Source organism: Curtobacterium sp. AC272 (assembly GCF_979258155.1).
Genome location: NZ_OZ409838.1, coordinates 613,321 through 626,727, shown reverse-complemented (window position 1 = coordinate 626,727; position 13,407 = coordinate 613,321). Strand labels below are relative to the sequence as shown.

6 protein-coding genes and 3 pseudogenes are annotated in these 13,407 nt (G+C 73.2%); 6 read left to right on the top strand and 3 right to left on the bottom strand.

The window, feature by feature from the left end; all coding sequences use genetic code 11:
- Positions 1–10: 10 nt before the first annotated feature.
- A complete protein-coding gene (locus tag ACZZ0J_RS03180; protein ID WP_463434776.1) occupies positions 11–1,624 on the bottom strand; it encodes an AtzH-like domain-containing protein in 1,614 nt (537 codons plus the stop codon).
- Positions 1,621–2,715 (bottom strand): acetamidase/formamidase family protein, encoded by a 1,095-nt coding sequence (locus ACZZ0J_RS03175; RefSeq protein WP_463434775.1) that lies wholly within the window; start codon positions 2,713–2,715, stop codon positions 1,621–1,623. The genes ACZZ0J_RS03180 and ACZZ0J_RS03175 overlap by 4 nt, the downstream gene beginning before the upstream one ends.
- 121 nt (positions 2,716–2,836) lie before the next feature.
- Between ACZZ0J_RS03175 and ACZZ0J_RS03170 the strand changes: the two genes are divergently transcribed.
- The gene (locus ACZZ0J_RS03170) at positions 2,837–4,021 is read left to right on the top strand and encodes a D-alanyl-D-alanine carboxypeptidase family protein (protein WP_463434773.1); all 1,185 of its coding nucleotides are present in this window, start codon (positions 2,837–2,839) and stop codon (positions 4,019–4,021) included.
- A 231-nt stretch (positions 4,022–4,252) separates the two neighbouring features.
- On the top strand, positions 4,253–5,428 hold the full coding sequence (locus tag ACZZ0J_RS03165; RefSeq protein WP_463434771.1) for a serine hydrolase domain-containing protein: 1,176 nt from the start codon (positions 4,253–4,255) through the stop codon (positions 5,426–5,428).
- A gap of 157 nt (positions 5,429–5,585) precedes the next feature.
- Here ACZZ0J_RS03165 and ACZZ0J_RS03160 read toward each other — a convergent pair.
- Positions 5,586–6,390: pseudogene (locus ACZZ0J_RS03160) on the bottom strand (SGNH/GDSL hydrolase family protein).
- 11 nt (positions 6,391–6,401) lie between these two features.
- Between ACZZ0J_RS03160 and ACZZ0J_RS03155 the strand changes: the two are divergent.
- From ACZZ0J_RS03155 to ACZZ0J_RS03140, 4 genes and pseudogenes are all read left to right on the top strand, one after another.
- Positions 6,402–7,595, top strand: a pseudogene (locus ACZZ0J_RS03155) (acyl-CoA dehydrogenase family protein).
- A 208-nt stretch (positions 7,596–7,803) separates the two neighbouring features.
- The gene (locus ACZZ0J_RS03150) at positions 7,804–10,134 is read left to right on the top strand and encodes an FUSC family protein (RefSeq protein WP_463434769.1); all 2,331 of its coding nucleotides are present in this window, start codon (positions 7,804–7,806) and stop codon (positions 10,132–10,134) included.
- 37 nt (positions 10,135–10,171) lie between these two features.
- Positions 10,172–11,407 (top strand): annotated as a pseudogene (gene dinB, locus ACZZ0J_RS03145) (DNA polymerase IV); the annotation flags it as partial.
- Positions 11,408–11,438: 31 nt separating this feature from the next.
- Positions 11,439–13,385: a DEAD/DEAH box helicase gene (locus ACZZ0J_RS03140; RefSeq protein WP_260235162.1), complete on the top strand. Its 1,947-nt coding sequence runs from the start codon at positions 11,439–11,441 to the stop codon at positions 13,383–13,385.
- Positions 13,386–13,407: the final 22 nt, after the last annotated feature.

Sequence of the window (13,407 nt, the reverse complement as noted above, 5' to 3'; positions counted from 1 at the left end):
CCGACTCGCCTCAGCGCTGCAGCATCCGTCCGGCGCGGATCACCAGGGCACGGTCGGTGCCCGGTTCGCCGACCAGGCACACGCCGACGGGGGCTCCGTCCACGGTGAGCGCCGGGGCGCTGACCGCCGGGACGCCGCCGACGCTCGCGAGGCTCGTCATCGACGTCGTCGCGGTCCGGGTGCGTTCGAGTGCCGCGCCGTCGGCGGCGATGAGCGGTGCCGGTCCGGGGGCCGTCGGGAACAGCAGGGTCCGGCCGGCGAGCGCCGTGCGGATCGTCGCCCGGACGTCGTCGAGCCGCGCGACGGCGTCGGCGGTGGCTGCGGGGTCGTTCGCTCGGGCGGCGGCGAACCGGTCGCCGACGATGGTGCTCAGGGCACCGGGGTGGGCGTCGATCCAGGCACCGTGTGCGGCGACGGCCTCGGCGGCCTGCACGAGGCGCAGCAGTTCGCGCAGGTCGTCGAGGGGCGGGATCCCGAGGTCGGCGAGCTGCACGGCGCCGATCGGCTGGCCCTGTCCGGCGACGAACGCGGTGAAGGCCTCGGCGACGGCCGGCTCGACGAGGTCCAGGAGTTCAGCGGGCACGAGGAGCTCCGGCTCCGCAGGAGCGTCCGGATCCGACGGCACCGTGGCGTCGAGCGCCGCGAGCAGGACGTCGGCGCTCCGGGTGAGCCACCCCACCGTGTCGAAGGACGGTGCGAGGGGGAGCAGCCCGTCCCGGGAGACCGCGCCGTGGGTCGTCCGGAGGCCCCAGAGCCCCTGGTACGAGGCGGGGACCCGCACCGATCCCGCGGTGTCCGTGCCGATCCCGATCTCGGCCGTGCCGAGACGGACGGCCGATGCGGATCCGCTGGACGAGCCTCCTGGCAGTCGGGTCGCGACCGCCCCGTTGGGCGGGGTGCCGTGGTGTTCGTTGCGTCCCGTCAGGTTGTAGGCGAACTCGTCGGTGCGCGCGATGCCGCGGATCGCGGCGCCGGCGTCGAGGAGCGCCGCGACGGCCGCGGCCGGCGTCGCCTGGACGGGGGACTCGCGCAGGTACGTCGGGTTGCCGGCGCCGACCGGCTGGCCGGGGACGGCGTAGAGGTCCTTCACCGCGACGGTGAGCCCGTCGAGCGGTCCGGACGCGGTGGGGGCGACGAGCGGGTCGCCGACGGCGCGCCAGACGGTGGTGTCGACGGCCTTCGGGCGGCCGGTGACGTGGGCTGCCTCGATGCGCCAGCGCGGCGCGGTGGTGCCGTCGTGGTCGCTGTCGTGGTCGCTGTCGCTGTCGCTGTCGCTGTCGCTGTCGCGTCGCCACAGCTGCGTCTGGAGGCCCTGCCCGCCCGCCGCGAACTCGGACACCGACACGACGAGGGCGAGGCCCTCGGCCAGGGGGCGGACCTCGACGCGCGTCAGCGAGCGGGTCAGGACCCCACCCCGTGCACCGCGGAAGGCGCTGATCGCGTCGTGCCCGACGAGCAGGCCGCGGTCGTCACCGCGCATCGTGCCGGGGGCGTCGATGAACGCGGCGTCGAGGGCGTCGAGGTCGTTCGCGGCGAGGGCGGCCTCGTACGCGTCGAGCGCGTCGAGCAAGCCCTCCGGTGCCGCAGTGGTCGTCTCGTGCGTGCTCGTCTCGTACGTGCTCATCGTGCGGGCTCCTCGAAGTCGGCCTTGCGGATGCGCGCGTGCGCGCCGGTGACCAGGTCGACCACCTGCGAGATGTTGAAGTCCGTCGCCGCCGACAGGTAGGCGTACGCCAGGTGCGGCTCCATGCCCCAGCGGGCGCCGAGGATCGCGACGGCGTGCCGGACGCAGGCGCGGACGGCCTCGTCGAGGTCCGGGTCCATGCCGGTCGGCACGAGGAACTCGTGGGTCTCGACGAGCGGCCACACCAGGTCGCCGAAGTGCTGCGCGGCCTCGGCGGCGGGCGTCACGTCGAACCGGACGGTCGCGCGGAGCGACGCCTCCATCGCGGTGAGCGCGACCTCGCCGTCCCCCTGGGCGAAGTGCGGGTCACCGACGTACGCGAGCGCGCCGGGGACCAGGACCGGCAGGTGCAGCTGCGCGCCGACCTGCAGCAGGTTGACGTCGACGTTGCCGCCGTGGCGGCCCGGCGGCACCGAGTGCAGCCGGTCGCCGGGGGTGGCGACACCCATGATCCCGAGGAAGGGGGCGAGCGGGAAGTGCGCGAAGCGGTCGCGGGCGCCGGTCAGGGGGATGCGGCCCCGCTGACCCGCGGCCGTCTCGACGACGTCGGCGAAGACGCTGACCGTGGTGCCGTCGACCGGGTACTCGCCGTGCAGGGCACCGCGGCCGTGCCGGTTCGAGACGACGCCGTAGTGGACCCGCGGCAGCGTCTCGAGCACCGTCATGGTCAGGACGTCGCCGGGCTCGGCGCCCGCGATCGCGATCGGACCGGAGACCACGTGCGGGCCGTCGGCGGCAGGGTCCCGGTGGCCGCTCCTGGCGATCGCGACGGCGTCGTCCAGGACGTGCTCCGCGGCCACGCCGTGCGACGCGAAGTACGCACGGGGGTCGCTGCCCTGGTCGGGCAGGATCCCCTCGTGGCTGACGGTGTCGATCGTGACGTCCTCGCCGGACGCGATCGTGATGACCGGGCGGTCGTCGGCGTTCGGCAGCCGACCCCACAGGACCGTGTCCGGGTCGACGGGGAGGTAGTGGCCGGACCGGATCGGGCCGGCGCCGGGTTGCAGGGTCGGGATCGCGGGGGTGCTCACGGAGCCACTTTTGCACACGCGACACCGCGGCCCGCTCGCAGCCACGCGGGACTCGTCACCGGTACGCTCGGTTCCCGTGTCACGAGTCGTCCGTCGCCCCCGCTCCGCCGTCCGGAGGCCCGTGACGATCTCCGTCGTCGCGGTGCTGGTGCTCGTCGCGGGGTACCTCGTGGCCGCCGCCGTCGTGCCGTTCGGTCCGGCGAGCGCCGCGACCACCACGTACTCGGCCCCGACGTCGAGCGTGCCGGCGCTGAGCTTCCCGGGCTACGGCGCCACCGCGGTCGAGGCCACCGACTTCCCGGAGAGCCTGCGCACCAGCGGTGACACGAAGCCCCGGTCGATCGCGAGCATCACCAAGATCGTCACGGCGCTCGTGGTCCTCGACGAGAAACCGATGGCGGCGGGAGAGTCCGGCCCGGCGATCACCTTCACGCCGAAGATGGAGTCGCTCTACGCCAAGTACGCGGCGTTGAACGGCGAGGTCGCGCCGATGCCCGCCGGCCTGGAGCTGTCCGAGCACCAGGCGTTCCAGGTGATGCTCATGAAGTCGGCGAACAACTACGCCGGCGCCCTCGCCATCTGGGCCTTCGGGTCGATCGCCGAGTACGAGCGGGCGGCGACGAAGTGGCTCGAGGCGCACGACCTCGACGACACCACGATCCACGAGCCGACCGGTCTCGACCCGAAGAACACCTCGACCGCGACCGACCTGGTCGACCTCGGGCAGCTCGCCCTCGCGAACCCGGTGGTCAAGGAGATCGTCGGCACCGAGGACGTCACGATCCCGACGGTCGGCGAGATCGAGAACTCGAACAAGCTGCTCGGCATGGACGGCATCGAGGGCATCAAGACCGGCACCCTCGACGAGGCCGGCGCCTGCCTGCTGTTCGCCGCGACCTACGAGCGTGGCGGCCGTGACGTGACGGTCATCGGCGTGATGCTCGGCGGCGCCGACCACGACTCGCTCGACGTCGACGTCCAGCGATTGCTGCGCTCCGTGGCCGACAACTTCCAGGTCGTCACCCTGACCCACGCCGGTCAGACCTTCGGCACGTTCTCCACCCCCTGGCAGGACGAAGCCGACGCGGTCACCGCGAAGGCGGCCGAGGTCCTGGTCTGGGGCAAGACGAAGGTCCGGGCGAAGGCGCACCTCGACGAGGTCACCCTCGGGACGAAGGGCGAGCGGGTCGGGAAGGTCCGCTTCACGGTCACGAACCACGACCCCGTCACGGTGCCGCTCGTGCTCGAGCGGACGATCGACGACCCCGGCGTCTGGTGGCGCTGGACGAACCCGTTCCGGGGCTGACGGTGCTCGCGCGCTGACGCGCACCACCCGGAGTCCGTACTGTCGGACGGGTGACGACGACGAAGACGTTCCCCCGGACCACCCCTCCGCCCTCGACATCGACGCCCGCGGTGTGCTCGCGTTCGTCGACGCCCTCGAGTCGACCCCCGGCGTCGAGCCGCACAGCCTGATGCTGCTCCGGCACGGCCAGGTCGCTGCCGAGGGTGGTGGCAGCCGTACGCGGCCGACCGGGTGCACCTGCTCTACTCGCTCAGCAAGAGCTTCACCGCAGCGGCGGTCGGCATCGCCGTGCGCGAGGGACTGATCGACCTCGATGCGACCGCGCTGTCGTACTTCCCCGAACTCGACGACGAGATCACGGACGAACGCAGCCGCCGCATCCGGGTCCGGCACCTGCTCGCGATGGCGAGCGGGCACCGCGAGGACGCCATCGACCGGGCTCGTGAGCTCGACCGCATGGACGTCGTGCGTGGCTTCCTGCTCCTGCCGCCGGACGAGGAACCCGGCTCGCTCTTCACCTACAACCAGCCGTGCACGTACACGCTCGCCGCGATCGTCCGGCGGGTCAGCGGCGGTTCGCTGGTCGACTACCTGCGTCCCCGTCTGCTCGACCCGCTCGGCATCGACGACCTCGCCTGGCGCCGCGACGAGTCCGGCGGCGAGCTCGGCTTCAGCGGCTGCTACACCACGACGTCGGCGGTCGCCGCGCTCGGGCAGCTGTACCTGCAGCGCGGCGTCTGGGAGGGCGAGCGGATCCTCGACGAGGACTGGGTCGCGGCCGCCACGCGCAAGCAGATCGACAACCTCGACGAGGAGAACCCGGACTGGTCGCAGGGCTACGGCTTCCAGTTCTGGATGGCCCGCCACGGCTTCCGCGGCGACGGCGCCTACGGTCAGTTCTGCGTCGTCCTGCCGGAGCAGGACGTCGTCCTCGCGATCACCGGACAGAGTCTCGACATGCAGGCGGTCCTCGACGCGGCCTGGAAGCACCTGCTGCCCGCCGTCGACCGTCCCGCCGACACGGGTGCGGACACCGTCCTGGAGGCACGGCTCGCCTCCCTGGGGCTGCCTCCGGTGAGCGGTGGCCCACTCCCCGAGCACGTGGCCGGTCGTGCACTCCGGGTGCTGCCCGGTGCGGTGCTCGACGCCGTGGGCTTCGACCGCGGGACCCACGGAATCCGGCTGTCCGTGTCGGCCGACGGAGCGGCGGCGTCCGTGCCGGTCGGCGAGGGGAGTGGGCCATCGAGGGCGCCCTCGCAGCGAGCGCAGCGACCCAGTCGGACGGCACCGTGCTCGTCGCGCTCCGTTTCGTGGAGACGCCGCACCTGCTGCACCTGCGCGTCGACCTCGACGCGGGCACGGTCGGGACGAAGTGGAAGACCGAGCCGCTGCACGACGGCCCGCTGACGTTGCGGCGCCCGGCCGACTGACCTCTACCGACCACAGGGTGAGCACGTCGTGGTTCGCGCCCCCGTGCCGTCATCGCGCCCTGAGGAGTCGGGGCGCGATGACCGTGGTGGGGCGCGGCCGGGGAGGCGTGCGGACTCGGATGGGCGTCGTCCGGCTACGGGGTGTCGGACTTGTGCTCGACGACGTCCTGCAGCTCGGGGCGCTTCGCGGAGACACCGTCGCCCGACGAGGTGTGCTTGATGCGGCGGACGACCCACGGCACCAGGTACTCCTTCGCCCACCCGAGGTCCTCGGCGCGGGCCTCACGCCACGGCCGCGCCTCGAGCGGTTCGGGGTTGAACGGCTCCAGGCCGTGCGGGACACCGAGGGCGTCGAGCACTGCGGCGGCGATCGTGGCGTGCCCCGTGGGGAGTGGTGCAGTCGGTCCGGCGCCCACATGCGCGGGTCGCGGAGCACTCGGAGCGCCCACATGTCCGCCACGAGTGCGCCGTGCTTCAGGGCGATGGCGTGCAGGTTCTCGTTGTAGATCGCCGTCTTGCCACGCACCATGCCGAGCACCGGCGTCATGCCGACGTCGGGCCCGCTGAACAGCACCACGGTGGCGCCGTCGCTCCGCAATCGCGACACCATCGCGTCCACCCGTTCGGCGAGTTCGTCCGGGTCGGAGCCCGGCCGGATGATGTCGTTGCCCCCGGCGGACACCGTGACCAGGTCCGGACGGAGCGCGAGCGCCGGTTCGACCTGCTCGTCGACGATCTGCTGCAGCAGCCTCCCGCGGATCGCCAGGTTGGCGTACGCGAAGTCGTCGGACCCGTGGGCGAGCACCTCGGCGACCCGGTCCGCCCAACCCCGGTTCCCCCGGGGACGGTGGGGTCGGGGTCGCCGATCCCCTCGGTGAACGAGTCACCGATCGCGACGTACCTGGACCACGGATGACGATCTGACACGCTCCGGACCATAGTCTCGTGCCATGACGAAGGCCAACACGGGCGCAGCCGCCGGCGCGGACGCCGGCACCGACGCAGCCGCCTGGACCGTGCCGGACGACCTGCTCGCCCGCATCGCCGAACGCGCCCCGGGTACGACGCCGCCAACGCGTTCTGCGCCGAGGACCTCGAGGAACTCCGCGCGGCGGGCTACCTGCGCATCGGGGTGCCGGTGGCGCAGGGTGGCTCCGGTCTCGGCCTCCGCGCCACGGCCGGTGTCCAGCGGACCCTCGCCCAGGCCGCACCGGCGACGGCACCTCGGCCTCGGGATGCACCAGGTGTGGGTGCAGGCGGCGCGGGCCGTCACAGCGCGAGGTGAGTCGTTCCTCCAGGCCGTCACCGACCACGCGTCGGACGACCACCTGCTCGCGTTCGGGGTGAGCGAACCCGGCAACGACGCCGTCCTGTTCGACTCGTCGACGACGGCGGAGCCGGACGGCGACGGCGGGTACCGCTTCACCGGTACCAAGGTCTCCACCTCGCTCGCACCGGCGTGGGACGTCCTGAGCGTCTTCGGCAAGGACACCTCCGGGCCGGAACCGCGGCTGGTGCACGGCTTCGTGCTCCGGTCCGACGGCGACGTCGAGCACCTGGACGACTGGGACACCCTCGGCATGCGGGCCACGCAGAGCCGCACGACGAAGCTGCACGGCGTGCACGTCCCCGCCGACCGCATCGTGCGGTCGCTGCCGGTCGGGCCGAACCAGGACCCGCTCGTGTTCGGGGTGTTCGCGGCGTTCGAGCTGCTCATCGCCTCGGTGTACGTCGGGATCGCCTCGCGTGCGGTGTCGCTGGCGGTGTCGGCGGTGCAGTCGCGCGCATCGCTCGACGGGACGCCACGGTCGCAGGACCCGGACGTGCGCCGGGCGATCGCGGACATGCGCGGGTCGGTCGACGCGATCGAGCTGCAGGTGTCCTCGCTCGCGCGGTCGGTGGACGAACAGGACGACCTCGGCGCCCGCTGGTTCCCGCTGCTCGTCGGCACGAAGGCGCGGGCGGTGGACACCGCGCAGCACGTGGTGGACGAGGCCATGCGGGTGGTCGGGGGCTCGGCGTTCCGGTCCTCGAGCGAGCTGGCCCGCCTGGCGCGCGACGTCCGGGCCGGCCAGTACCACCCGTCGTCACGGGACTCGGCGGCGCGCACGCTCGCGGCGTCGGTGCTCGGCCCGCTCGCCTGAAGCGGTCCCGTGCCCGGCCCCGTGCCCGGCCCCGTGCCCGGCCGCGTGCCCGGCCGCGTGGCCCGGTGCGAGGTTGATCACTCCGTGCAGCCTTGCAGCGCCGCACCGAGTGATCAAGCTCGCACCGAGACCCAGAGCCCGCTCGCAGAGCCGGATAGTTAGCATCCGGTACGATTAGCCTCCCGAGCGCAGAGGAGGCGGCCGCCTCGTGCCGAGGACCGACACCACGAACCGGACCGCTCCCCGTCGACGGACCCGCTCCCGGCGACTCGCCGACGCGGCCCTCGCGCTCGACCCCGGGCTCGTGAAGACCGACGGTGCCCTCCGCACCCTCGTCGCGGTGCCCGCCGGCATGGCCGTGGGGTACGCCGTCGCGACCGCGTTCGGCCTGCCCGCGATCCTGGGCGTGATGATCGGCGCGATGCCCGCGTTCATCACCTGCCTGGTCATCGTCGACCCGAGCACCGGCCGGACGGCTGCCCGCACCGGAGCCGTCCTCGTGCCGTTCGTCGTCGCCCTCGCCGGCAGCATCGCCCTGCAGCCGTTCCGGCTCCTCGAGCTCGTGCTCATCGTCGTGCTGCTGTTCCTGCAGTTCGCCGCGGCCGCGTGGGGCGCGTGGGCCGCCGATGCCGCGATCGTCGGGTTCGCCGGGTACCTGTGCGGGCTGCTCCTCCCGCTGCCCGAGACGAGTGTCGTGCCGCTGGGCCTCGTCGTGGCTGCCTCGCTCGCCGCGACGATCCTGGTCCGCCTGGTGCTCCGACCGGACGCGCACCGTGCCCTGTTGCGTACCCGCCGTGGCTTCGTCGCCCGTGGCTCGGCCGTGCTCGAGGCCGCTGCCGCCGTCCTTGCCGCGGCGGACGACCCGGCCGCACGACGCCGCACGCTGCGCCGCCTCCGCCGCAGCCGCGACCGTTACCACGAGATCGCGTTGGCGGTCGACGGGATGCTCGCCGCGAGCGGGGTGGACGCCGACACCACGGCGGAGGAACTCCACCGGCTCGTGTTCGACACGCACTTCGCGGTCGACGAGCTCGGGCGCGGGGCCGGTGCCCTCGTCGAGCACGGCGCGCCGTCGGACGTCCGGCACGCCGCGCTCCGATGCCGTCACGATCGTGCTGCGCCACGGCGGCGGGCACGGCGAGGACGCCGCGCAGACGCTGCTCGCCCGGTACGGCATCACAGCATCCGCCGGCGACCCCGGCTCGCGCACGACCGCCGTCGTCCGTCGGATGGCCGCCGAGTTCACCGACCTGCAGGACGCCGGGCTGCGGTGGCGCGAGCTCCGCGACGAACTGCCGCGCCGCGGCGACGGCGTCGCCGCGTTGGCGGCACCCTTCGTCACGCCCGTCGTCCTGGCCGGCGGGCGCCCTGCCGGAGCGGTGCCGGTGCTGGCCGACACCGTCGCCGACGGCCCTGGCGCCGCTGGCGCCTCTCCGTCTCACTGCGCACCGCGGTGCACGCAGCGATCGCCGTCGCGATCGTCGAGCCCCTTGCGCTCCTGCTCGACGGCCCCCGGTTCTACTGGGGCGTGATCGGCGTGATGATCGTCCTCGCCGGCACGAACACCACGCACGAGCGGGTCCGCAAGGGCCTGCACCGCGCCGTCGGCACGGTCGTCGGCGGCGCCGTCGGCATCGTCCTCGTGCACGTCGTCGGCACGGCGCACCCCTGGTTCACACTCGTGCTCGTGTGCGTGCTGCTCGCGGTCGGCACGTACGGCTTCGGCGGCGTCTACTCGGTCTGGGTCGCGTGCCTGGTCGTCGTCCTCTGCCAGGTGTACGCGTTCTCCGGCAGCTTCACGGATTCGCTCATCCCGATCCGACTCGCCGAGAACCTGCTCGGCGCCGCGGTCGCGGTGCTCGTGAGCGCCGTCGTCTTCCCGATCGCCACCCGGGCCGTCATCCGACGGGCTGTGCGGGGGCAGTTGACCGCGGTCCGGGCGTTCGTGCTCGCGCTGGTCGGGGTCGATGCGGACGCCGAGGCGGACGCGACCGACGGTGCGGGCGTGAGCCGGGCCTCCCGGTCCGCCGACACGGCCACCGACGCTGCCGCACCCGACCTGCGCGCACGTTCGCGCGCCGTCGACGCGGCCACCTACCAACTGGACGCCGTCCTGCGCCCGATGGTGCGGTTCCCGACGGGCGGGCCCGCCCGCGCGGACGCCAGGACCCGGACGTCCCTGCAAGCGGCGGCGACGTTCGCGCGCGAGGCGGCCGGGAGGCTCGGCTCGCCCCCGCAGGACCCGCCCGCCGCCCTGGCCGGTGCCGCCCACCGCCTCGCCGCGTCGATCGCGGACCTGGCCGACGGCATCGTGGCCGGGCCCCGGTCCGCCGCGCCGGCGCCGGTCTGGGCGAGGATTGGCGACCAGCTCGACACGGCGGTGGCCGCGGCGGCGGGTGGTCCGGACCAGCAGACCGTCGAGGTCGCGGCGCACGCGCTGGGCCGCATCGACGAGGCGCTCGCGCTGTTGGCCGACCGGCACCGGGCGACCGTGCTCGGCGAGACCGCCACGCGTTCGGCGGCCACCGGCGCACGGTGAGCCCGGCGATGTCGGTGGTCCCTGGCATCATCTCGGTGTGAGCAAGCAGGACGGAAGCAACCGGCTCGTCTCCGACGCACCGGTGGACGACGTCTCGGCGACCGTGCTGCACGTCGACATGGACGCCTTCTTCGCGTCCGTCGAACTGCTCGACCGACCCGACCTGGTGGGTCTGCCGGTCATCGTCGGCCACGACTCCGACCGCTCCGTGGTCACCGCTGCCACCTACGAAGCCCGTCGGTACGGCGTGAACTCCGCCATGCCGATGGCCATCGCGAAGCGCCGCTGCCCGAACGCGATCATCGTCGAGCCGCACTTCGAGAAGTACCGCGACCAGTCCGCCGCGGTGATGGCGATCTTCGACCGGTTCACGCCGCGGGTCGAACGGCTCGGCATCGACGAAGCGTTCCTCGACGTCGCCGGCGCGCTCCGGCTGTACGGCACGCCGTGGGAGATCGGGCGGGCCATCCGGCGCACGGTCCACGCCGAGACGGGCCTGCACTGCTCGGTCGGCGCCGCGTCGACCAAGTTCGTGGCGAAGCTCGCGTCGAGCCGGTCCAAGCCGGACGGGCTGCTCGTCGTGCCCGCGGCCGACACCATCGCGTTCCTGCACCCGCAGCCGGTCTCGGCGCTGTGGGGTGTGGGCGGCAAGACGCAGGAGACCCTCGAGCGCCGCGGCATCCGCACCGTCGGCGACCTGGCGAACACGCCCCTCGGGTCACTCGTGTCCGCGCTCGGGCCGGCCGGTGGCCAGCGCCTGCACGACCTGTCCTGGGGGCGCGACCCACGCGTCGTCGACACCGGGGTGGGCGAGAAGTCCATCGGGCACGAGGTCACGTTCGGCCACGACCTGACCGAGCGGGACGACGTCGCGCGCGAGCTCCTGCGCCTCGCCGACAAGGTCGCCGTCCGCCTGCGCCACGCCGACGTGCAGGCCCGCACCGTAGCGCTCAAGGTCCGCTACACCGACTTCACCACGTTGACCCGGTCGCGCACCCTCGCCGAGCCCACCGACGTCGCCAAGCGGCTGCACCGCGAAGCCGTCGAGCTGTACGACGTGCTGCACCGACCGGGCAACCGGATCCGGCTCATCGGGGTCCGCGGCGAGAACCTCGTGCCGGCCGCCGCGAGCAACGCGCTGTGGGACGACGACGCGCCGTGGCGCGAGACCGAGACCACGGTCGACGCGGTCGCCGCGCGCTTCGGCGCAGGCGTGCTGCGACCGGCATCCCTGGTCCGCCGCACCCCGACGGCCACGTCCCGCACGCCAGGCAGGACTGACGGTGGCGGTAGAATCAGGTCCAGTGAGCGCAGCGGAGTACGAACAGCAGCAGCCCGCCACGCTGTGGGCCGAGTCGGGGGACGACCACACGTCGTCGACGTCTTCGTCGTCGATGTCCGCGCAGTCATCGGCGGACGCCGACGCCGTGGCGCGGGACGAAGCCGACGCGGCCGCCCTGGCCGAAGCAGCCGGCAACTCGGCCGTCCAGCACCTGTCGCCGGCGTTCCCGGACCGGGCCGCGTGGGGGACCGCCTCCAAGCTCCGCGCCTGGCAGGTCGAAGCCCTCACCAAGTACTTCGAGTCCGAGCCGCGTGACTTCCTCACGGCCGCGACGCCCGGCGCCGGCAAGACGACGTTCGCGCTCCGCCTGGCCACCGAGCTGCTGGCGCGCGGCACCGTCGACCGCATCGTGGTCGTCGCCCCCACCGAGCACCTGAAGCGGCAGTGGGCGGACTCCGCCGACCGCGTGGGCATCCGCATCGACCCGATGTTCAAGAACGGCGACGGCATGTTCGGCCGGCACTACCAGGGCGTCGCGATCACGTACGCCCAGGTCGGCATGAACCCCGAGGTGCACAAGAAGATCACCGAGGGCGGGCGCACCCTCGTCGTCCTCGACGAGGTCCACCACGGCGGCGACGCGCTCACGTGGGGCGACGGCATCCGGGAAGCCTTCTCCGGTGCCACCCGACGGCTCTCGCTGTCCGGCACGCCGTTCCGGTCCGACACCGCGCCGATCCCGTTCGTCCAGTACGCCCCCGACGAGCAGGGCATCCGCACCTCGATCTCCGACTACAACTACGGCTACGGCCGCGCGCTCAAGGACGGCGTCGTCCGACCGGTGCTGTTCATGGCCTACGCCGGCCAGATGCGCTGGAAGACCCGGATGGGCGACGAGATGTCGGCCTCCCTCGGCGAACAGGTCACGAAGGACATCACCGCACAGGCCTGGCGCACGGCGCTGTCGCCCGAGGGTGAGTGGATGCCGGCCGTGCTGTCCGCCGCCGACAAGCGCCTGACCGAGGTGCGTCGTGGTGTGCCCGACGCCGGTGGTCTGGTCATCGCGACGGACACCACCACGGCCCGCGCCTACGCTCGCATCCTGCAGCAGATCACGGGGGAGCGGCCGACCGTCGTGCTGTCCGACGAGGCCGCCGGGTCCAGCCGCATCAGCGCGTTCGCCGATGACACCTCGCGGTGGATGGTCGCCGTGCGCATGGTGTCCGAAGGCGTCGACGTCCCGCGGCTCTGCGTCGGCGTGTACGCCACGAGCGCGAGTACCCCGCTGTTCTTCGCCCAGGTGATCGGCCGCTTCGTGCGTGCTCGGCGCCGTGGCGAGACCGCCTCGGTGTTCCTGCCGAGCGTGCCCGGACTGATGGCACTGGCGGCGACGCTCGAGCTCGAACGCGACCACGCCCTCGACCGTCCGAAGGACGCCGACGACGGCATGTACAACCCCGAAGACGCGATGGTGGCCGAGGCCAACAAGGAAGACCGCGCGTCCGAGAGCCTGCTCGAGGTCCAGCCGTTCGAGGCGCTCGACTCGCAGGCGTCGTTCGACCGCGTCCTCTACGACGGCGGCGAGTTCGGCACCGGCGGCGAGGTCGGGTCGCTCGAGGAACTCGACTTCATCGGCATCCCGGGGCTCCTCGAACCCGACCAGGTGCGCGACCTGCTCCGGGCGCGTCAGGCGACCCAGGCGAAGCGCTCCAAGGGCCGGGCGGTCAAGGACGGCCAACCGAAGGCTGCCGAGCCCGAGAACCGCCCGATGTACATGACCATCAAGGAGCAGCGGACCGAGCTCGCGCGACTCGTGTCGATCTGGTCGCGGCACTCGAACGAGCCGCACGGCTCCATCCACGCCGAGCTCCGGCGCATCAGCGGTGGGCCGGCCGTGGCACAGGCGAGCATCGAGCAGATCCAGAAGCGCATCGACGTCCTGCGCTCCCGCATCGGCGGGCGCCGGTGACGGGTCCGGTCCGGGCGGTCCG

Coding starts and splice junctions, on each gene's coding strand:
- ACZZ0J_RS03180 (WP_463434776.1), bottom strand. CDS start 1,624: ATGAGCACGTACGAGACGAGCACGCACGAGACGACCACTGCGGCACCG.